19 protein-coding genes and 1 pseudogene are annotated in these 20,981 nt (G+C 64.4%); 11 read left to right on the forward strand and 9 right to left on the reverse strand.

What is annotated here, in order from left to right; genetic code table 11:
- Positions 1-3: 3 nt before the first annotated feature.
- Positions 4-135: a hypothetical protein gene (locus AWB82_RS38865; RefSeq protein WP_268811038.1), complete on the forward strand. Its 132-nt coding sequence runs from the start codon at positions 4-6 to the stop codon at positions 133-135.
- On the forward strand, positions 132-1,304 hold the full coding sequence (locus AWB82_RS21640; RefSeq protein WP_086970874.1) for an acyl-CoA dehydrogenase family protein: 1,173 nt from the start codon (positions 132-134) through the stop codon (positions 1,302-1,304). The genes AWB82_RS38865 and AWB82_RS21640 overlap by 4 nt, the downstream gene beginning before the upstream one ends.
- On the opposite strand, the gene AWB82_RS21645 is transcribed toward AWB82_RS21640, so the two are convergent.
- Positions 1,295-1,654 carry a DUF3088 domain-containing protein gene (locus AWB82_RS21645; protein WP_086970875.1) on the reverse strand — a complete coding sequence of 120 codons (360 nt, stop codon included), beginning with the start codon at positions 1,652-1,654 and terminating at the stop codon, positions 1,295-1,297. The genes AWB82_RS21640 and AWB82_RS21645 overlap by 10 nt on opposite strands.
- A 98-nt stretch (positions 1,655-1,752) precedes the next feature.
- Positions 1,753-2,133, reverse strand: a pseudogene (locus AWB82_RS21650) (acyl-CoA dehydrogenase family protein); the annotation flags it as partial.
- Between the two features lie 296 nt (positions 2,134-2,429).
- Between AWB82_RS21650 and AWB82_RS21655 the strand changes: the two are divergent.
- The 7 genes from AWB82_RS21655 (at position 2,430) to AWB82_RS21690 (ending at position 9,183) form a co-directional block, all read left to right on the forward strand.
- A complete protein-coding gene (locus AWB82_RS21655; RefSeq protein WP_407643031.1) occupies positions 2,430-3,035 on the forward strand; it encodes an NADPH-dependent FMN reductase in 606 nt (201 codons plus the stop codon).
- 650 nt (positions 3,036-3,685) lie between these two features.
- Complete coding sequence (locus tag AWB82_RS21665) at positions 3,686-4,645, forward strand: AraC family transcriptional regulator (protein WP_086970948.1); 960 nt, start codon at positions 3,686-3,688, stop codon at positions 4,643-4,645.
- A gap of 92 nt (positions 4,646-4,737) precedes the next feature.
- The gene (locus AWB82_RS21670) at positions 4,738-5,304 is read left to right on the forward strand and encodes a carboxymuconolactone decarboxylase family protein (protein WP_086970950.1); all 567 of its coding nucleotides are present in this window, start codon (positions 4,738-4,740) and stop codon (positions 5,302-5,304) included.
- Positions 5,301-6,380 carry an acyl-CoA dehydrogenase family protein gene (locus AWB82_RS21675; protein WP_086970879.1) on the forward strand — a complete coding sequence of 360 codons (1,080 nt, stop codon included), beginning with the start codon at positions 5,301-5,303 and terminating at the stop codon, positions 6,378-6,380. Before AWB82_RS21670 ends, AWB82_RS21675 begins: the two co-directional genes overlap by 4 nt.
- Complete coding sequence (locus tag AWB82_RS21680) at positions 6,380-7,153, forward strand: ABC transporter ATP-binding protein (RefSeq protein WP_086970881.1); 774 nt, start codon at positions 6,380-6,382, stop codon at positions 7,151-7,153. Before AWB82_RS21675 ends, AWB82_RS21680 begins: the two co-directional genes overlap by 1 nt.
- Before the next feature lie 19 nt (positions 7,154-7,172).
- Complete coding sequence (locus AWB82_RS21685) at positions 7,173-8,363, forward strand: ABC transporter substrate-binding protein (protein WP_086970883.1); 1,191 nt, start codon at positions 7,173-7,175, stop codon at positions 8,361-8,363.
- A complete protein-coding gene (locus AWB82_RS21690; RefSeq protein ID WP_407643030.1) occupies positions 8,356-9,183 on the forward strand; it encodes an ABC transporter permease in 828 nt (275 codons plus the stop codon). The genes AWB82_RS21685 and AWB82_RS21690 overlap by 8 nt, the downstream gene beginning before the upstream one ends.
- A gap of 245 nt (positions 9,184-9,428) precedes the next feature.
- Here AWB82_RS21690 and AWB82_RS21695 read toward each other — a convergent pair whose 3' ends face one another.
- The 4 genes from AWB82_RS21695 to AWB82_RS21710 all read right to left on the reverse strand — a co-directional run bounded on the left by AWB82_RS21695 (position 9,429) and on the right by AWB82_RS21710 (position 15,505).
- The gene (locus AWB82_RS21695) at positions 9,429-11,390 is read right to left on the reverse strand and encodes a family 2A encapsulin nanocompartment cargo protein cysteine desulfurase (RefSeq protein ID WP_086970887.1); all 1,962 of its coding nucleotides are present in this window, start codon (positions 11,388-11,390) and stop codon (positions 9,429-9,431) included.
- On the reverse strand, positions 11,365-12,297 hold the full coding sequence (locus AWB82_RS21700; protein WP_086970889.1) for a family 2A encapsulin nanocompartment shell protein: 933 nt from the start codon (positions 12,295-12,297) through the stop codon (positions 11,365-11,367). The genes AWB82_RS21695 and AWB82_RS21700 overlap by 26 nt, the downstream gene beginning before the upstream one ends.
- 161 nt (positions 12,298-12,458) lie before the next feature.
- On the reverse strand, positions 12,459-14,225 hold the full coding sequence (locus AWB82_RS21705) for a winged helix-turn-helix domain-containing protein (RefSeq protein WP_235023390.1): 1,767 nt from the start codon (positions 14,223-14,225) through the stop codon (positions 12,459-12,461).
- The gene (locus tag AWB82_RS21710) at positions 14,222-15,505 is read right to left on the reverse strand and encodes an MFS transporter (RefSeq protein WP_086970891.1); all 1,284 of its coding nucleotides are present in this window, start codon (positions 15,503-15,505) and stop codon (positions 14,222-14,224) included. The genes AWB82_RS21705 and AWB82_RS21710 overlap by 4 nt, the downstream gene beginning before the upstream one ends.
- A gap of 489 nt (positions 15,506-15,994) precedes the next feature.
- On the opposite strand from AWB82_RS21710, the gene AWB82_RS21715 reads away from it, so the two are divergent.
- On the forward strand, positions 15,995-16,567 hold the full coding sequence (locus AWB82_RS21715) for a hypothetical protein (protein ID WP_086970892.1): 573 nt from the start codon (positions 15,995-15,997) through the stop codon (positions 16,565-16,567).
- 89 nt (positions 16,568-16,656) lie between these two features.
- On the opposite strand, the gene AWB82_RS21720 is transcribed toward AWB82_RS21715, so the two are convergent.
- Positions 16,657-18,231, reverse strand: a complete 1,575-nt coding sequence (locus AWB82_RS21720; protein ID WP_086970893.1) for a S53 family peptidase — start codon at positions 18,229-18,231, stop codon at positions 16,657-16,659.
- Positions 18,232-18,661: 430 nt separating this feature from the next.
- Between AWB82_RS21720 and AWB82_RS21725 the strand changes: the two genes are divergently transcribed.
- Entirely contained in the window at positions 18,662-19,597 is a 936-nt protein-coding gene (locus tag AWB82_RS21725) for a cation diffusion facilitator family transporter (RefSeq protein WP_235023391.1), read from the forward strand.
- Here the strand turns inward: AWB82_RS21725 and AWB82_RS38425 are convergent.
- Together AWB82_RS38425 and AWB82_RS21735 are read right to left on the reverse strand one after the other, a co-directional pair.
- Positions 19,577-19,861 (reverse strand): hypothetical protein, encoded by a 285-nt coding sequence (locus AWB82_RS38425; protein ID WP_086970897.1) that lies wholly within the window; start codon positions 19,859-19,861, stop codon positions 19,577-19,579. The two genes, AWB82_RS21725 and AWB82_RS38425, sit on opposite strands and share 21 nt — an antisense overlap.
- Before the next feature lie 96 nt (positions 19,862-19,957).
- A complete protein-coding gene (locus tag AWB82_RS21735; protein ID WP_086970899.1) occupies positions 19,958-20,974 on the reverse strand; it encodes an aldo/keto reductase in 1,017 nt (338 codons plus the stop codon).
- Between the last annotated feature and the right edge of the window lie 7 nt (positions 20,975-20,981).

The following is a 20,981-nucleotide window of genomic DNA, read 5'->3' on the forward strand; positions in this document are numbered from 1 at the left end:
GCGATGGAAGCGAAGCAGTGGTCGTGGATCAATGCGCCACAAGCTTACGAACCGGCCATGAAAACGCAAACCAACGAATCAATCTATGGTTTTCTGCATCAGCGAAGCCGCAACGATCAGGAGATAACGCAATGAGTCGCACCGAAGACACCGCATGGTTCGAGCCGCTGAATGCGGTGTTGCATGAATGGGCGAAGACGGCCGCCGCGCGCGACAAGGCCGGCGGAACGGCTTTTCACGAGCGGCGTCTGCTGCGCGAAAGCGGCCTGCTCGGGCTTTCGCTTCCCGTCGAGTTCGGCGGGCAAGGCGCGGCGTGGTCGACCACGCTCGATGTCGTGCGGCGCATGGCTCAGGTCGACAGCTCGCTCGCGCATCTGTTCGCGTTTCATCATCTGCAACTGGCGACTATTCGCCTGTTCGGAAGCGACGCACAGAATCATCGCTGGCTCGGCGAAACCGTCGCGCAAGGATGGTTCTGGGGCAACGCGCTCAATCCGCTCGACAAGAGCACGCGCGCCCTGCCCGATGCCAACGGCTATCTCTTCGATGGCCGCAAGAGCTTCTGCTCCGGCGCACGCGATTCCGACCAGTTGCTGGCCTCCGCTTTCGATGACGACGGGCGCTTGCTCATCGGCGTGACGCCGACGAATCGCGCGGGCATCACCGTGCTCGACGACTGGGACAACATGGGGCAGCGTCAGACCGACAGCGGCACGGTGGTGTTCGAGCGCGTGCCCATCGCCACGGACGAATTGCTGCTGCAACCCGGACCGCTTTCCAGCCCGTTCGCCACGTTGCGGCCGCTGCTCGCGCAGTCGATCCTGAGCCATATCTATCTGGGCATCGGCGAAGGCGCGCTTCAGGCCGCGCGCGACGCAACGCTCGCGCAGACGCGGCCGTGGATCGCATCGAGCGCGGCGCGTCCCGCCGACGATCCCTACGTGCTCGCGCATTTCGGCGACTTCTGGATCGCGCTCGAAGGCGCGCGTCTCTTGGTCGAACGCGCGATGCAGGCGTTCGATCGGGCGTGGTCGCGCGGCCTTGCATTGACCGAAGATGAACGAGGCGAAGTGGCCGTCGCGGTGGCGGCGTCGAAGGTGGCGGCGGCGCGCGCGGGTCTGGAGGTCGCGCATCGCATGTTCGAAGTGACGGGCGCGCGCTCGACCACGGCGGCGTTGCGCCTCGACCGCTTCTGGCGCAACGTGCGCGTGCATACGCTGCACGATCCGATCGACTACAAGGTGCGCGAGTTGGGCGAATGGGCGCTCAACTCGCGCGTTCCGAAGCCTTCGTTCTATTCCTGAGCGTCATGCACCTTCGGGAAGCCGTGCCGCTGCGCCAGCAACGCGAGAATGCGGCGCGTATCGGTGACAAAGCGCTTTTCGCCGAGCGACTGCGCATCGGGCGGCGCGGGGTATTCGTCGCCGAGCACGAGCACGGGCAGACTCTGATGTTGCTCGCTCAGCGCTTCGACCGCCGCCCGGCGCGGACGCTCGAACGGCACACGGCGAATGTCGAGCCGCGCGCTGCGCGCTGAATCGCTCGCAAGCAGTCCTTCGATCGGCGCGCCATCCGGACAGATGAAGGTTTCGCCCGGCCGCTTTGGATCGGTGAAGCCCGGCTCCAGCAGAATCAGCAAATCGCGTTGGGTCATGGTGTGTGCATGCGTGGTTGAAACGCCGATCAGCGTAGCCCAAGCCGCGCGGCGATTGGAACGAATCTCTTCCGATAACGAAATCTGCCGCGCGAAGGCTACAGCGCGCCATGTCGCGGCGGCGCCTGGCCGTTCAGGAAGTAATTCCCCACCGCGTGATACTTCCAGCGCACCGGATCGTGCAGCGTGTGCGTGCGCGCGTTGCGCCAGAAACGGTCGAGGTTGTGCGCGGCGCGCGGGGACGCCGAGCCCGCCAGTTCGAAGAGCTTCTCGCTCGCTTCGAGCGCGATGCGCGTGGTGAGAACCTTCGCCTCCGCGACGGCGATCGAAGCCCGCGCGCTCGCGTCTGCATCGATCGGACCGCGCGCGAGAGCGTCGAGCGTCCCGCCCGCCTCGCGCAACACTTCGTGCGCGGCATGCAGATCGATTTGCAACCGGCCGATGTCCGCGATGATGTACGGATCGTCCATGGCAAGTTCGCAGCGATGACGGAAGAAACGCGCGATGCGTCACCTTCGATGTGCGTCATTGGATCATCCGCGCCGCGCTTTGACTAACGAGCAATCGTGCAATGCATATCAGCGCCGATGCGAGCCCGTCAATCGGCGAAGGCGCGTTCGCGCATAACCTTAGCTCAATTCATGCGTTCCGCTTCCTGAACCGGCTGGCTATGATTATTCGTCTTAGCCGTCCGCTGAATAACCGCGTCGCGCGGCGTCCCGTCTTGTCCGGAGTCTTCAACTTGTCCCGAATCGAAACCTTTCGCCGGCCGCTCGTGGTCGGAATTGGCGGTACGACCCGTCCCGTATCGTCGACCGAGCGCGCGCTGGGTTTCGCGCTGCGAGGCGCCGAGGAATCCGGCGCGCGCGTGCGTCTGTTCGGCGGTGCGTTTCTATGCAGCCTGCCGCACTACTCGCCCGATTCGCGCGAGCTCACCGATGCGCAGCGCGAATTGATCGAAGCCGTGCGCGACGCCGATGCCCTCATCATCGCGACGCCGGGGTATCACGGCGGCATCTCCGGCCTCGTCAAAAACGCGCTCGACACACTGGAAGAGTTGCGCGACGACGAGCGTCCCTATCTCGATGGACGCGCGGTCGGCAGCATCGTCACCGCTTATGGCTGGCAAGCGGCGGGCACGGTGCTCACGTCCCTGCGCTCGATCGTGCACGCGCTGCGCGGATGGCCGACGCCCTTCGGCGCCGCCGTCAACACGCTTGAAACGCGCTTCGAGACCGCCGAGCATTGTTCGGACCCGAAGGTCGTCGAGCAACTCGTCACCGTGGGGCAGCAGGCGTCGAACTTCGCGCTGGCGTTCGGCTCGCATCGGCCCGATGCGTGGCATGCGGTGAAGCGCGAGGCGGTGCTCACGGGGCGCTGAGCCGGGTCGTCCATGCACCTGTTCACGCTACACGCGCGGCTCATGCGTGACTCGTGCGCATCGGGATCTTCGACTCGGGAGCGGCATCGATCACGCTGACGCGACCGATGCCCGCGCGCCGCAATGCGAACGCTGCGCTCGTCCGTCCATCGCCGACGATGGGCACGTTGTGATCGAGGCGTGGCCGTCCGACGACCCTGCCCTCGGGATCGGCGCCGATGAGACGCAGGGTTTCGCGCGCGTGCTGGTCGTGCGAAGGGAACGATTGATTCGTGCACCGGGCATTCGGTGAAGCGTGTCGGGCGATCCAGTATCGGCGTCGATACGCGCATCGCAAACGAATGTTTCGTGCTTTTCAATTTCATCGCGGTGCTTCGGGCGAGCGCGTCGGAAAACACGCGAAGTGCATACGGGCGCAACACCCACTTGCTTTGCATACCGAATCATATTGTGCGTACTGAAGGACTCGCTCTTCGAAGCGGGCGACGCGTCGGCAACCTAGCACGTTGCAAACGCGAACGCGAACGCGTAGGGCACGCCATATCACTGAAACGCATATGCATCACACGAAGCGTTGTTTTGCGGGCGAGCGGCGCGACGATAAGCTGACGGCTTGCCCGCCGAACCCTCCGCCTCGACGCGAACTCATCATGACGACATCCGCCGAACAAGCCGCCGACTGGCTGCTCTCCGGACTCGAACTGCGCAGCACGCTCTTTCACGTGGGGCGGTACTGTGGCGCGTATCGCGCATCGACGGCGGGCCATCAGCGCGCGAGCTTTCATCTCGTTCTGGAAGGCGCGTGCTGGCTGCATCTCCCCGCAAAAGCCGGGCGTGCCGCGAGCAGCACACGCCTCGTCGCGGGCGACGCCGTGTTTCTGATGCGCGACATGGCGCACTGTCTGTCTCCCGACGCAGGCGCGCCCGACGCGGACGACTTCGCGGTGCGCACCGGCGCGATGACGCCGCTCGATGCCCCGCACGCGCCGGCTGACGGCGTGGCGCTCGCGTGTGGCTTCTTCGAGTTCCGCTCGGATCTCGGCGATGCGCTCAACAGTTTGCTGCCCGATTACATCGCCGCACGTCACGACGATGCACGGCTCGCCGGCGCGCGCGCCACTTTCGAACTGATCCGCGCCGAAGCCGCGCGCACGAACGACGGCCTCTCGCCGCTCATCAATCGTCTGACCGACGTGCTGTTCTTCTACGCGCTGCGCGCCGTCGCGAGCGCGGACGATTTCGCGCCGGGCCTGTGGACCGTCATGCGGCGGGCAGAATTCGCGCCGCTCGTCAGCGCTGTTATCGAGCGACCCGGCGACGACTGGAGCACGCATTCGATGGCGGCGTTTTGTCACATGTCGCGGGCGCGCTTCTGCAAGCAATTCGCCGAGGTCTGCGGACAGCCGCCTGCGCAATTTCTCGCGCTACTGCGCATGAAGGTCGCGGCCGAAATGCTGAGGCACGGTGCATCGACCGTGAACGCCGCGCAATACGTGGGCTATCAGTCCGAATCGGCCTTCGCGCACGCGTTCAAGCGCATCACCGGCCTGCAGCCCGGCGCGTGCCGCCGCGAAGGCGCGAGCGTGCCAGAAGAAACGCGCGTGCACTGACATGAGACGAATCCGCAGGAACGAGAGACGCTGACGCATTGCCGGGGCATCTTCGGCCATGGACAATGAAGCTTTTCCAGTTCGAGGATTTCATGAGCCGCCTGCCCCTGCAAACCATCGAAAGCGCGCCTGAAGCAAGCCGTCCTTTCCTGCAAAAATCCCTGGCCGCCAATGGCTTTCTGCCCAATCTCGTGGCCACGCTCGCGAATGCCCCCGTCGCGCTCGAAACGTATCTGACCGTTGGCGAGATCAACGGCAGAAGCGGCCTCACGCTGGCGGAACGCGAAGTCGTGCAAATTACCGCCGCCGCGATTCACGGCTGCGGATTCTGCGTGGCGGGCCATACCGCTGTCGCGCTGAAAAAGGCTCAGTTGCCCGAAGCGCTCGTCGATGAAATCCGCGCGCAAGGCACGCTCTCCGATGCGCGCCTCGACGCCGTGGCGACCTTCACGCGCGCGGTCATCGCGACGCGCGGCGCTGTCTCAGACGTTGTCCTCGCCGGCTTCAAGGACGCAGGTTTCAGCGATGCGAACGCGCTCGAAGTGATTCTCGGCGTGAGTCTCGCCACGCTCTGCAACTTCGCCAACAACCTGGCGCGCAACGAACTGAACCCGCAGCTCGAAGCGTTTCGCTGGGAACCGAAGGCGCAAGCCGCATGAACGCGCCCGCTTCTTTCGAGTCGCTCGCCGCCTGGCTCGACACGCATGCCGATGCGCTCGACGCGGACCAGTCGCGCGCATCGGACGTGCTGCCGCAACTGATTCGCGGGCACGCGGCCGGCGTAGGCGTGCCCGAGGCGCTGGGCGGCGCGGGCGGCACGATCGCCGACGCCATCGACACGGTGGCGGCCGTCGCGCAACGTTCGCTGACGGCGGCGTTCGTGCTCTGGGGACATCGCACGTTCATCGAGTACGTTCTGCAGAGCGATAACGAGACGTTGCGCGCAGACACGTTGCCGCGTCTGCTCGACGGCCGGATCGCCGGCGCGACGGGCCTCTCGAATGCGATGAAGTATCTGTCGAACATCGAGCCGCTGCAGATGCATGCCACGCGCCGCGCCGATGGTTTCGCGCTGAGCGGCGGCCTGCCGTGGATCACCAACTTGCGGCGCGAGGGTTTCATCGCGGCGGCGGCGTTCGATCACGACGACGGCTCGCCGCCTTCCATCTTCGCGATTCCTCACGATGCACCAGGCGTCGAACGCAGCGACGATCTCGATCTGATCGGCCTGCGCGCGAGCAACACGGCGGCGCTTACCGTGACCGGCACGGTGCTCGACGAGCGTCACCGGATCACCGCCGATGCACGTAGCTGGCTCCTGCGCGTGCGGCCCGCGTTCCTCGGTCTGCAATGCGGCATGTCCGTCGGGCTCGCGCGGCGCGCGCTGCTTGCGACAGCGCAAGCCGGCGCGTCATCGCGTGAGCCGATCCACGAGGAAAGCGCCGCGCTCGAAGCAGCGCTAGCGGAGCAGCACGTTCGACTGAAGCAAGGCGTACTCGACGGAACCTTCTTCGAACGCCCTGCCGCATTGTTCGAGTTGCGCATCGCACTCGTCGATATCGTCACGCGCGCGCTCTCGCTCGAAGTGCAAGCGACCGGCGGGCGCGGTTTTTTGCGCAATCAGAGCGGCGTTGCCCGGCGCGTGCGCGAGGCGTCGTTCATTCCGATCGTCACGCCAAGCCTCGTGCAGCTCAAAGCGCAGTTGGCGCAGCAACGCGCTGCGAGCGTCGCGTGATGCGCTCCGTCACGCGGGGCGCGCACATCGACGCGAGCAGCATCACACTGCGCTATGCCACGCGACGCGTGCTCGACGGCGTCGATCTGAGCGTCGCGCCGGGAGAAATCGTCGCGCTGCTCGGGCCGAGCGGCTGCGGCAAGTCGTCGTTGCTGCGCATCATCGCCGGATTGGTTCGGCCGAGTTCGGGCACGCTGCGCGTAGATGGCGAGGCAGTCGCAGGCCCGCGCTCGGACGTCGCGCTCGCGTTTCAGGACCCGTGTCTGCTGCCGTGGCTCACGGTCGAGCGCAATGTCGCTTTCGGCCTGACTTTCAAGCGGCAGCCGCATTTGTCGCGCCCGAGCCGCAAGGAGCGCGTGACGCAGGCGCTGCAGGCCGTGGGACTCGAACACGCGCGCGGCTGGCTGCCCGCGCAGTTGAGCGGCGGCATGGCGCAACGCGTGGCGCTGGCGCGTACGCTCGCACGCGAGCCGCGCGCCCTGTTGCTCGACGAGCCGTTCGGCGCGCTCGACGAAGTCACGCGCGCGGACATGCAACAGTTGCTGATCGAGGCGATCGGGCGCACCGGCGCGTGCGCGCTGCTGGTCACGCACGATATCGACGAAGCGCTGCTCGTCGCCGATCACATCGTGCTGCTCGGCAATCGCGGCACGCTCGTCGGCCGATGGTCCGTGGCGCTGCCGCATCCCAGACAAACGCAGGTTCGTTCGCTCGGCGAGCTGCGCATTTCAATCCTTCAGGCGCTGCAAAACTCGATGTCCAAAGCGGCCTGAATCAGCGGGGAAGAATTCGATGTGTCAATTACCGATGTCACGCCGCGAATGGCTGAAGCTCGCTTCGCTGTTCACCGTGGCGGGCGCCGCGCCGCTCCTCAAGTCATTCGATGCGCGCGCCGCCGCGGAACCGGACGCGCCCGTGCGCATCGGCTATCTGCCGATCACCGATGCAACGCCGCTGCTCGTCGCGCACAACAACGGCTATTTCGACGCCGCCGGCATCCGGGCCGAGAAGCCGACGCTCTTGCGCAGTTGGGCGCAACTCGTCGAGGCGTTCCTGTCCGGACAGGTCAACGTCGTGCATCTCCTCTCGCCGATGACCGTCTGGGCGCGCTACGGCGGCAAGGCGCCCGCGAAAGTCGTCGCGTGGAATCACGTGAACGGTTCGGCCCTGACGGTCGCGCCGGACGTGAACGCGCTCGCGGACCTCGGCGGCAAGACCGTGGCCGTGCCGTTCTGGTATTCGGTCCACAACGTCGTGCTGCAGGACATGCTGCGCGCACAAGGCCTCACGCCCGTGCTCAAGCGCACGAGCGCGCCGGGGCCGAAGGAAGTCAACCTGATCGTGATGCCGCCCTCCGACATGCCGCCCGCGCTGGCCGCGAAGCAGATCGCGGGCTATATCGTCGCGGAGCCGTTCAACGCCGCTGCCGAGCAACTGAACGTGGGCAAAGTGCTGCGCTTCACGGGCGACGTTTGGCGTAATCACGCGTGCTGCGTGATCTTCATGCACGAGCATGATCTGACGCAACGCGCGGCGTGGTCGCAGAAGGTCGTGGACGCGATCGTCAAGGCGCAACTGTGGACGCGCGCCCATCCTGAAGACGCGGCGAAGCTGCTATCGAAAGAAGGCGCGAATCACTACACGCCGCACGCCGCGCAACTGCTCGCGCGCGTGCTCGCTCCGCAGGCGGGCGATCAGGGCCGCTATCTCGGCGACCGCGCGATCCAGCATGCGGACTGGCATTCGAAGCGCATCGACTTTCAGCCTTATCCGTATCCGAGCTACACCGAGGAACTGGTACGGCGTCTCAAGGCGACACAGGTGGATGGCGCCAACGCGTTTCTCGCATCGCTCGATCCGGCGAAAGTCGCGGCCGATCTCGTCGACGATCGCTTCGTGAAGAAGAGCATCGAAGCCGTGGGTGGCATGTCCGCGTTCGGGCAGAGCGCGGGGTACGCGCGCAAGGAGACGATCCTTGTCTAGCGTGCTCGTTCAACCGGCGGCCGTTGCCGCGAGGCGCGGGGCGCGCGCGCGTTTGCACTGGCGCGGCGTGGTGCTGGGCATCGCGGGACTCGTCGTGACGATAGGCGTCTGGTGGCTTGCCGTGGCGCTGCTCGCGGGCCATAACACCCTCGTCGCGCAGTTCGCGCCGCTGCGCGCATGGCACGCGCTGCCTGCGCTCATCACCGAAGATCGCCTCGTCGAGCACGTCGCGACGAGCCTTAAACGTATCGCGGTGGGACTCGCGTGGGCGCTCGCGGCGGGCGTGCCGCTCGGCTTCGCCATCGGCCGGATTCGCTGGCTGGAACAGGCGCTCTCGCCCACGCTGCAATTTCTGCGGATGATCTCGCCGCTCTCGTGGATGCCGATTGCCGTGATGTCGCTCGGCGTCGGCGACCGTGCCGTGTACTTCCTGCTCGCCTTCGCCGCGGTGTGGCCGCTCGTGATGAGCACGGCGGCGGGCGTGGCGCATCTGGACCGGCGCTGGATCCGGCTCGGTGAAAGTCTCGCGGCGACGCGCGCGGAAATGCTCTGGCACATCTATGTGCCGGGCATCGCCGCGCACGTGCTCACGGGCGTGCGGCTTGCCATCGGCATATTGTGGATCGTGCTGGTGCCCGCCGAGATGCTCGGTGTGAGCGCGGGTCTCGGCTATCTGATTCTGGATACGCGCGACCGGCTCGCGTATTCCGAGCTGACCGCGGTCATTCTGGTGATCGGCGCGCTCGGATTCGCGCTCGATCTGGCCGCGCGCGCGGTCGCGGCGCGTCTGAGCGGCGGCGCGGTCGTGCGGGAAGAGTGATGAGCGGATCGTCGGGGCCCGAAGAAGCGATGGTGGACGTCTTCGAGTCTCCCAGTTAGCGCACGTATCGTGCGCGCCGGCGCGTTTCATCCGCCTGACGCGGATGCGGCGCGTGAGCGTTCATGCGCCCTGAAAAAAGGAGCCGCTCGCGAGAATCGCGCGAACGTTCGAGGATCACGCGAAGGTGCTCGACGGCGCATCGGACGGATGCACGGTGCGTCCTACCGCACGCGTGCGCCCTCGTCTCACCGCCGTACGGCGAGACGCCGCACGACCGAGATCATGCGGTCCACTTCATCGCACGTGTTGTAGAACGCGAGCGACGGCCGCACCGTCGCCTCGACGCCGAAGCGCCGCAGGATCGGCTGCGCGCAATGATGCCCCGAGCGCACCGCGATGCCTTCCTCGTTCAACGCACGCCCGACTTCTTCCGGCGCGTAGCCCTTGAGCACGAACGACAGCACGCTCGCCTTGTCGTCCGCCGTGCCGATCAACCGCACGCCAGGCACCGGCCGCAGCAGATGCGTGGCATACGCGAGCAGATCGTGTTCGTAGCGCCCGATATTCTCGATGCCGATGCGCGTCACGTAATCGAGCGCCGCGCCTAAGCCGACCGCATCCGCGATGTTGCCCGTGCCCGCCTCGAAGCGGCTCGGCGGCCCCTGGAACACGGTGCGCTCGAAGGTCACGTCCTGGATCATGTTGCCGCCGCCTTCCCACGGCGGCATGTCCTCCAGCACTTCGCGCTTGCCGTACACCGCGCCGATACCCGTCGGCCCGAAAATCTTGTGTCCCGAGAACACGAAGAAATCGGCATCGATGCTTTGCACGTCGACCCGCATGTGCGACACCGACTGCGCGCCATCGACGAGCGCCCGCGCGCCCGCACGATGCGCCATCGCGACGATCTCCTGCACCGGCACGATGGTCCCGAGCGCGTTCGACACCTGCGTCAACGAAACGATCTTCGTGCGCCCGTTGAGCATGCGTTGATATTCGTCGAGCCGCACCTGTCCGGAGTCATCGACGGGAATCACGCGCAGCTTCGCGCCCTTTTCCGCCGCGAGCTGCTGCCACGGCACGATGTTGGCGTGATGCTCAAGATGCGACACGATGATCTCGTCGCCCTCGCCCACGTTCTTCACGCCCCACGACTTCGCCACGAGGTTGATGCCCTCGGTCGTGCCGCGCACGAAGATGATCTCTTCGGTGGACGACGCGTTGAGAAAGCGCCGCACAGTTTCGCGCGCGCCTTCGTAGGCGTCGGTCGCGCGACCCGCGATGGCATGCGCCGCGCGGTGAATGTTCGAGTTCTCGTGCGCGTAGAAATACGCGAGCCGGTCGATGACCGCCTGCGGCTTTTGCGTCGTCGCGGCATTGTCGAACCACACGAGCTGCCGGCCGTTCACGCGCTCCTGAAGAATCGGGAAGTCGCGGCGGATCGCGTTGACATCGAACGGCGGATGCGCGGACTTCGCATAGGACGCCTGCTTGCGCTCGTCGTCGGCGAAGTAGTAGGCGCCCGATGTCGGCGTGCTGCGCGGCTCCGATGCCAGCGAGCGCAGGAAGTCGTCGCCGGGAAGGCCGAACGATTCGGGCGTCGCCGCGTATCCCGGTTTCGGCGCGTCGCGGTGCGTGTACGGTGCATCGACGTCTTCGTTCAGAAAGTAATAGCCCGAAGTCGCCGCGCCCGACGCCGAAGGACGCTCGATTTCCACCGGCTCCGCGCCGAGCGCCGCGCCGCCGATGCGCGGCTCCATCGCGGGCGCGACCGTTTGCACGAGGTCGGGCACGCCATCATGCGCGATGGCGTGCGGCACGAGCGCGGGCGCGCGATTGCCGATCGACAGCACGTGCAGCGGCGAGGACGGCGCGAGATTTGCGCCCGGCACGTAACCTTGCGGAAGCGATAGTCCCGGCACGCCCGTGCCCGTGCCGCCCGGGCCCGCGAGCGGCGAGCCCGGAGGCGCGGGGTTGCTTGCCACGCTCGTCGCGGGCGCGGTGAACGGCAGCGCCGCCGAAATCGATTCGCCGCCGCCGCTGCCCATACTCGCGGCCGCGGGCGTCGCGCTGCCCGGCACGCTCGAAAAGAACTCGTTGGCAAGGCGCGCGAGCGTGGCCGCATCGGGCAACCCGGCGGGCAAGCCCGCGGGCGCATCCGCTTGCGGCAGCGTCACGGATTTAGCGATAGGTGTCGGGATACTCATGGTATTTGGCGATCTCCACGTCATCCAGAACGGCCAGCGCATCCGGCGAATGCACGGCAAGCGAGCAATACAGCGAGATCAGGTACGACGCGATCGCGTGATTGTTGATGCCCATGAACCGCACCGAGAGCCCCGGCCCCTGCTCGCCCGCGACGCCCGGCTGATACAGGCCCACTACGCCCTGACGCTTGTCGCCCACGCGCAGCAGGAGAATCTTGGTCTTGTTGTCCGCCACCGGCACCTTGTCCGACGGAATCAGCGGAATGCCGCGCCATGTGATGAACTGCGATCCGAACAGGCTGACGGTCGGCGGCGGCACGCCACGGCGCGTGCATTCGCGGCCGAACGCGGCGATGGCGAGCGGATGCGTCAGGAAGAACGCCGGCTCTTTCCACACCCGCGTGAGCAGTTCGTCGAGATCGTCGGGCGTCGGCGCGCCGGTCAGCGGAAACACGCGCTGTTCTTCGGCGACATTCGCGAGCAGTCCGTAATCCGGATTGTTGATGAGCTGGCTTTCCTGAAGCTCCTTGATCGTCTCGATGGTGAGGCGCAACTGCTCCTTCGTCTGATCGTGCGGGCTGCTGTAGAGATCGGCCACGCGCGTCTGCACGTCGAGCACGGTGCTCACGGCATTCAGGAAGTATTCGCGCGGCGCTTCTTCGTACGGCACGAACGTTCGCGGCAGCATGCTGTCGTCTTCGCGCTGCGTGCACAGCGCGCGCACCGCCTCGGGATTCTTCACCTGATTCAGACGATAGATGCCCGCCTCGACCGGCACCCATTGCAATAGGTGCGTGAGCCAGCGAGGTGTGATCGTCGAGAGTTGAGGAACGGTCTTGGTGGCGTTGGCTAGTTGCCGTGCAGCTGTATCGCCGAGCGCGGACGCGCCGCCGACTGTTGCGGTCATGGAAAGCTCCGGAGTCTATATATGAAGAACGGGATTGCTTATGAACGAGCGTCATTATCAGAAGACGCAATTGCCCGATCAACCTGCTATAGACGGCATTTCCTTACATTTCTCCGGAGGCTTGGCCGGCGCTTCTGCTTGATGAGAGGAATGACGAACGTTCAGTGACCGACATGCCGTTCGATGTTGCGGAACCGTCCCGTCGAACGGAAGCGATGAAACCATGCATTCGTGCGAAGCTCGCACATGCGCGGCGAGCGCTCCGCGAGCGCGACTTCGAGCCAGTGGTACATCTCGTCGGGTCGGTCGAGCCGCGCGTAAATCTCGGCAAAGAGGAACGGCGAGGTGTAGCGGTTTCGCCGTCTCGCCAACAGGTCCTGCAAGTACCATTCGAGGACCTTTTCATAGCCACCCGAATCCCACACCGTGCGGATCATCTCGGCACGCGCGAATTCATTGCATCGCGTGAGCGCGTCGATGGTTGCGTCGATGGCTTCTTCGTAATGTCCCCGAACCTCGAAAGCAGTCGCGAGCAACTGATAGATCAGCGGCGAACGCGGCCCATGTCCGGACGTCAGATACTCGCGAATGACTTCGTCGTAGCGACCCGACTGCACGAGCCCGAAGACGCGCGAACCTTCGAATCCCAGGGGATCGACTCGCTCCGCCAGTTCGAACTGTGCACGCCCTTCGGCTTCTCTTCCTTGTACGAGCAATAGCCTTGCATAAAGGCGGCTCGTTTCCGCGTGGCTCGGGTTCAGCCGCAAGGCCGCGAGGAATTCATCTTCGGCGCGACGCCAGTCCCAATCGTAGAAGTAATGCACGCCCGCCAGCGCCTGATGCGCCTCCGGAAGCCCCGGATCGAGTTCCAGCGCCCGCAGCGCGGCGACGCGCGCTTTCGGAAAGCCCTGCGAAGGTGCGTAGAAGCCATGTGTCGCCGTGGCTCCGAAGATGTTCGACATGCCGACGTAGCCCAGCGCGTAAGTCGGATCGAGTTCCAGCGCGGTTTCGAAGTAACTGTATGCGCGCACGAAGTCTTCGTCGCTGAGCGAATGGTGAGCGGCAAAGCCTGCGTCGAAGTGCACGCGGCGCGTCCAGTAATAGCGGCCTCGCAAATAGGCGTCATGTGCGGCAGGATCGACTGGCAGCCTGCGCGACAACCGGTGTTGCCGCTGTTCGGCCAGGGCCGGCGACACCTCCAGCGCAAGCGCGGCGCCGACTTCCTTCTGAATATCCAGCGCGCCGTTGGCGACCGGCTCGTGTGCACAGCTGAACAATTGCACCTGATCGAAGGAGCGAATCAACTGCGCGAGAATGCGCACTCGTTCACCCTCGCGCATCAGCGATCCTTCCATCACATAGTCGACATCGAGTTCATGCGCGATCTGGGAGATGCTCTTGTCCGCGCGCTGATAACGGGCGGCAGTCGTTCTCGCGATGACGAGGATTCGCTGCGGATCGAGCATGCCGATGTTGGCGGACGTTTCATCTGCAAGCGCGGCGCAAAAGCTGTCGAGCGTGAGGTCGTCGCTGTTGTTCTCGAAGGGCAGCACCAGTACGCGAATCGGCGCGCCGGCCCGCGCTTCGACGGACGTCTCGCCGGTCACGGTATGAATGCCTTCGAGCCGATATCCCTTGCCTTTGACCGTGACGAGATAGCGCGGATACTCAGGGTCTTCGCCGAGCGCGATGCGGATTTTTCGCACGGCCGTATTGATACTGTTATCGGTTTCGCGATACGCGCTTGCGCCCCACAGCGCTCGCACGATGTCCGCGCGCGTCACGAGTTGCCCGTTGCTCGACGCCATGAAAATCAGCAGTTCCATTGGCAGACGTTCGAGCTTGATCCGTTTGCCGCCGCGACGAAGTTCGTAGCGTCGTGTGTCGAGTTCGATGTCGGCGGCTGGCGCGGGATTTGGGCTATTCACGGGCGCTCGCTCAGTTGCGAAGGTATGTGTGGGTCGATCGCGCTGGCGGATCGCTGTTCACGCGTCATACCAAACGACGCCACGAAGGCGAGTACCGCGCACGCCACGGTGACGAGCGCAGGCGAAGCGTGGAAGCTGTGTTCAAGGACGTGCGCGGCGAGAGGCGTGAGTCCGAGCGCGGTGACAAGTCCGAGATTCATCGCGGTGGCGACGCAACTGAAGCGGACATCCATCGGAAACGACTCGGCGATTGCGCAGGCGAACGTGCCGTTGGCGAACGAAGCAACCACGCCCGCCATAACATAAAGCGCGGAGAGACTGAACGAATGCCGCGTGATCGCGAAGAAAAACCAGGGCGTGAACACCGCTGAAAGAACCGCCCCCGATCTGAAGACATAGCGACGCGGCACCAGATCGCCGATGTGCGACGCAACGAGAATGCATAGCGCGACGGCAATGAAATACTGAATTTGCGCATGCGTGATTTGCGCGTGGTCGTAATGGATCGCTTGCAGATAACTCGGCAGGTATGCAATGAAAATTCCACTCGATGCGCCCACGGGCAGGCACATGCCAACTCCCGACAAAAGCCGCACGCGATGACGGCGGAAGAGCGCGCTGAAAGAGTCGCGCTGGCGCGCGCCGATCGTGCGCGCGTATTCGTCGGACTCGGCAAGCTTTCTGCGTATGACGAAACTTAGAAGACCTACTGCTCCGCCGATCAGAAAGCCTATCCGCCAGCCGTATGCGTCCATCTGTATCGCGGGGAGTGCGCTTTGCAACGCCAAATTCACGCACGTCGCGCCAATCAGCGCAAGATTGACCGCGACGAATACGATGCCGCAAAGAAGGCCCGGTCTTGCGCGCGCCGTTTCGACTGCATAGACAACAGCGCCGGGAAGTTCGCCGCCCAAACATAGTCCCTGAATCAGCCGCAGCAGCACGAGAAGAACGGAGGCTGCGATACCCCATTCGCGGTAAGACGGAAGCAGGCCGATGAGGAACGTTGCGACCGCCGCGATCATCGCGGAGGAGAGGAAAGCAATTCGACGGCCATGAATATCGCCGAAGCGACCGAACACGATTCCGCCGATGGGCCTCGACAAATAACCGATTGCAAGCACCGCGAACGACAGCATCGCGCCGGACACGCCGATGCCCGGCGGAAAGAACGCCGCGCCTATGCTTCGGGCGAAAAAACCGTAGATAACGAAATCGAAGACTTCGAGCGCGCCGCCTGTGCTGGCGACGAGAATCGTCCATCGCTGGCGTGCCGTCATGATCTCTTCTCCCGAACGATGCAGTCGATGTAGAGGCGAAGTATCGGCGACGAAATGTATGTGACTGTTCCGATAAAGAACCGGCGAATGTGTCGCGCGAGGACGAAAGATATTCGATCGTTCACCACGTGCGGCCTCCGCGCGATGTCGGTTATCTTGCCGCGTTGACCTGACGCGGGGGCGAGACAACGGTCGTACGGATAAAGACTAGGGCAGATTTCAACGCGCCGCTAACAGAGACCTTCATGATTTCTTCATGCCGTCTCCATTGTTCGCCCCTTGCTGCGGTTGCAACATACGAGTGCTTCAACGTCGAGTGGGCTGTTGCTCCGGACATTCAAACTCGGGCCACACAGGCGGCCGCTTGTTCTTTCACCGCTTCCCGCGCAAACGGCGATGGCCATCTTGAGTCGGTAGCCCAATCCACTCATGAAATAGTCCCTGCGCGCCGTGCTGTTACGCGCCCGATTCGCTGACAAGGAGACGACCGTGAAGATCAGGCATTTGAGCATTGCATCGGCGACAACAATTGCACTTCTCTCGCTCAGTGGCGCCGCGCAGGCCGGCGGCCATTGCTCGAACGAAACACTGAAAGGAGCGTTTGCGTTTATCGGTCACGGAGAGATTCTTGGCTTGATAGGTGCCGACGGCAAGGTGCATCCATACGCCGCCCCGTCGATCCTCGATGATGTCGCTCTCGTGACGTTCGACGGCGTCGACAGTTTCACGCGCACCGACTTCGGCGTCATCGGCGGACTTCCGAAAGGCGGGCAGGTCACATTCAATCCAAGCCAGATCGGCGCCTACATGGTGAACTCCGATTGCACCGGCACCATGAAGATCACCTATACCGCCGGCGGAGCCGTGCCGGCCGGCGTCGAGACCGATCTGAACATCGTCGTTGCGGCTGACGGGACGCTCGTCGAATCCGTCGTGTACAAGGCCGTTACGGTGTCGGGCCAGAGCGCGGACGGCGCGGTAACGTGTCCGCCGTATTGCGAGCAAGGCGTGCAAGAAAGCTTCGAGGGAAAGAAGGTCAGGGTCTTCGGACTGCGCTGGTAGGCGATTTCAGCGTCAGCGAATATGGGGACTTCGCGGGCGACTGATGAATGCGTGCTCGCGCATGCCTCGCACGAGCACGCAGTCCAGCTTCAACTCACCGCATCCTTCACCTTCTCGCCGTCCGGCCGTCCCAGCCCGGTGCAGGCGTCCCATCCGGCTGACGCGTGGAAATCGTCGTTATTGCCCTGCGTGACATCGACGAGCGCCGACGGGTCCTTATACAGATGCGGATTGATATACCCCGCCGGTGCGCCCTTGATCGCGTTGATGCGCGCGATCAATCCGGCCCATAGCGGCGCGACCGCGCTCGTTCCGCCGATCACCATGTCGTGACCATCGACACGCACTTCATAGCCGGTCGCTGGGTCGGCGTTGCCGGCGACATCGGGCACGCCACGCATCGTGAGCGCACTTTGCGCGCCGCCCCCGCGCGCGACGTGCAGGCCTTCCTGCCAGGCGGGCAACGCGAAGACCGTGCTCACGCCCCCGCCGCTCGCGCCACCGCTGGCGCCGTCGTTCCATACGGTCTCGCTCGTGACCTTGTCGCCGCTCGCCTGCAGCGATGTGCCGCCGCAGCCCAGCGCATAGGTGCTGGACGCCGGAAAATCGACGTGATCGGCGCCGTCGTTCACGCCGTCGCCCGAACCGTTGTCGCCCGATGCGGCGCATACCGTCACGCCGAGCGCCGCCGCGGACTGGAACGCCTGATCGAACGCGTTCAACGCCTGCTTGGTCCAGGCTGACTCCGGACCACCCCAGCTGATCGATATGATCGACGGTTTATTTTTCGTGTCATGGATCGCGGTGCTGATGGCGTCGAGAAATCCCGCGTCCGTGTTGGGCGCGAAATACACGGCGATTTTCGCGCCCGGCGCCACGGCGCCCGCGATCTCGATGTCGAGCATCACTTCGCCATCGGGACCGTTCGGATCGCCGGTCGGATGGTTCTTTCCGTGATCGACCGAGACCGCGATCACTGACGGCTGCTTCACGTTCAGGGACGCGAAATACGTCTTGAGATCGGCGGGCCGGAAGCCCCCGCCCAGTTCGATGAGCGCGATGCATTGACCGTGGCCATCGCCCTGCGGGAAGTCGTAAAGCGAGGCGATCTGCACGGGCGTGAACGTCGACGCGCCCTTCGCCTCGGCCGTCCAGCGCACGTTGCCGTGCTGCGTTCGGGTCCGGAAGTTGGGCCGCGCCTGCGGACGGTTGTCGAGGCCCATCACGGCATCGACCACGCCGTTCAGTTCATCGGGAAGATGGATCGGCCCGGTGCGGCCACGATACGTGCCGCCAGCATGCTCGTACTGTTCCAGCGTCACGCCGAAGGCCGCATCGAACTGCGCGACGGCGCCCGAAAGCACTACCGTGCGCCGCGCCTCGTGACTCTCGACCACCGACAATCCGTGTTTCTGCGCGAACGACTGCACGGCCGCCATATCCGCGCTGTCGGCGCCGAACTGCTTCGCGAACTCGTCGTGGCCGACGTGCTTCGCCGATGCGCCTTGCGCCGCGAGCGTGGCGATGTGTTTTTCGAACGCGTCGGCCGAGCGGCGTCGCACCAGCATGGTGACTTCCAGACGTTCGTTCGGATCTGCCTTGCCGATGGACTTCGCGCCCGGAAAAGGCGCGCGTTCGCTTCCATTGAGTGGATGGGTTGCCATGTCTGAACACTCCTGTAGAACGCCGCCATCGTGCACTGCGGTTTCGATGCCTCGCGGGCGGCGAGCGGGCATCGGATGAAACGCTTGTGAGATGTCGCCAGGCCAGATTCGAATGGAGCAATGGAGTGCAGGGCGTCCGACGCGACGCCACCGATGCAGTGCATTGTGGTCGCGCCGCGCGCGCTCCACCATCCCCCATTAGTCGGATATGCGTAAGGAGGTGTCGCGGGCTCAATGTACCGCTGCGGTGAAAAAGCGCTTTCGTGTAAAAACGCACGCATCGCCCAATCCCGGAATACACGCGCTCGACGATATTTCCACGTTCATCGACAGAAACGCTTCCCGCTAACATTGCGCCTTCTCGATTCGTCCGTAGGATTGCGGCGAATGCGTCAAAATGATGGCGCACAAAAGCTGAAAGGAGCTAAGGATGTCACGAGGGAACACTGACGAGACGCTTCGTCACATGGCGTCGATTGTCGCGCTGGTGTTTGCGTTGGTCCTGGTCGTGTTGAAGGTCTGGGCCTACTTCGCGACCGGATCGATTTCGCTGCTCACCGCCGCCGCCGATGGCCTCGTCGATGTGGTCGCGTCCTCCGTGACCTTCATGGGTGTGCGCTACGCCGCGCGCCCGGTCGATGCGGGACATCGCTACGGCCACGGCAAGGCCGAGGCGGTCGCGGCGTTCGTGCAGGCCCTCTTGCTCGCGGGCGCGGCGATAGGACTCGGCATCGAAGCGACGCAGCGCATCGTGATTCCCGAACCGCTGAATCAAACGGGCTTCGGGATCGGGGTCATCATCGTGAGTACGCTGGCCGCCATCGGCCTCGTGTCGATGCAGACGTGGGTCGTGAAGCGCACGGGATCGACCGCCATCGCCGCCGATCGCGCGCACTATGCGACAGACATCGCCGTGAATATTGCCGTGCTCATCGCGCTTCTGCTCGATCACTATCTCGACTGGTCGCGCGCCGACGCAATCGGCGCGCTGTGCATCTCGCTATACATGCTCTGGAACGCGCGCGGCATGGCGGCGGACGCGCTCGTTCAACTGCTCGACCGCGAACTCGACGAACCCGAGCGCGAGCGCATCGTGGCGGCCGTGACGGCAGTCGAAGGCGTGCAAGCCTTGCACGACATCCGCACGCGAAATGGCGGCGATCGCGTGTTCGTCGAGTTCCATCTCGAAGTGGACGGCGATCTCACCGTCGCAGAAGGGCACGCCATCGCCGACGATGCGGAAAAAGCGGTGCAGCGGCTGTTTCAGGCTTCGGACGTCACCGCGCATGTGGAACCGGCGGGCATCGTCGATGAGCGTCTGGACGATAGAGTGCTCGGGACGGCTTCAGTGATCGGCAATAGATAAAGGTCGACTGTTCGAACCGGCGCGTTCAAGCTCCGCGCGAATGGCCGTCGGATTGCGCGGCCCCTCGATGCCGAAATGCTTCGCCAACGCATCGACGACGTTTTCCGCCGTCGCGCGACGCGTCTCTTCCGTTCCCGAACCGATATGCGGCGCGAGCACGAACCGGCGATCGCGCATGAGCGCCTCGGGCACGTCGGGTTCGCGCTCGAACACATCGAGCGCGGCGACGACGGCCTTGCGGCTGGGACCGAAATACGCGAGCAAGGTAATGTCTCAGTGCCCGGGCTCTCGGTAGTCACCCCGCCCATCGATACGTCCGCGTTCGAGCGCATCGTCGGGTGATGTCGACGCCGTGCTTGCCTATCGAGGCGTCGGCGCGTCCTCTCGAATCAGTTCCCGGCGCTTCAGTTCAGCCCAGAATTCCGTGGGTATCACGGTCCGGAAGGTTTGAAGGTTATCTTCAAGTTGTGCAACCGTGCGCACGCCCGGAATGTTCGTCGGGATGGCCGGATGCCCGAGCACGAATTGCAGCGCTGCCGCCTTGAGCGGGACCGAGTATTCCCGACATACCTGCTCCATCTTGCGAACACGTTCCAGAACGGCCTCCGGCGCGGGCGCGTAGTTATATTTCGCACCGGGCACGGCACCCGTGGCGAGAATGCCGCTGTTGTAGCCGCCTCCGAGAATGACCGACACCCGCTGCGCCTCGCACAGCGGCAAAAAGCCGTCGAGTGCGTCCTGTTCGAGCAGTGTGTAGCGACCAGCCAGAAGCAGGCAATCGAAGTCCTGCCTGCGAATGGCTTCGTGCGCGACCTGCCACTCGTTCACACCGAGCCCTACCGCTTTCACGACACCTTCGTCGCGGAGTTTCAGCAGCGCTTTCGACGCGCCCGCCATTGCCGCCTCGAACACCTCGGGCTGACGCGCTCCGTGGGTAAAGACATCGATGTCGTGGATCAACGCGATATCGATATGCTCCAGCGCCAGCCGCTGCAAACTGTCTTCGATCGAGCGCATCGCGCCATCGTAGCTGTAGTCGAAGACAGTCTCGAACGGCAATCCGTCGACCCACGGCGCAAACTCGATTTCGGCGCGCTTACGCGGCTTGAGAAGCCGCCCGACCTTGGTGGACAGCACGTACTGATCGCGCGGATACCATCGCAGTCCCTGTCCGCAGCGCGCCTCGCTCAACCCGTGACCATACATCGGCGCGGTATCGAAATAGCGCACGCCCGCATCCCACGCGGCCTTGATCAGGGCGGCCGAATCCTCTTCGCTAATCGGCCTGAAGATGTTGCCGATCGGCGCGGCGCCGAAGCCCATCACAGTCGTTTCGAGCCCGGAACGCGGCCATTTCCGCTTGGCTACTGGGTCCATGTTCGTC

Source organism: Caballeronia glebae, from assembly GCF_001545035.1.
Lineage (GTDB): Bacteria > Pseudomonadota > Gammaproteobacteria > Burkholderiales > Burkholderiaceae > Caballeronia > Caballeronia glebae.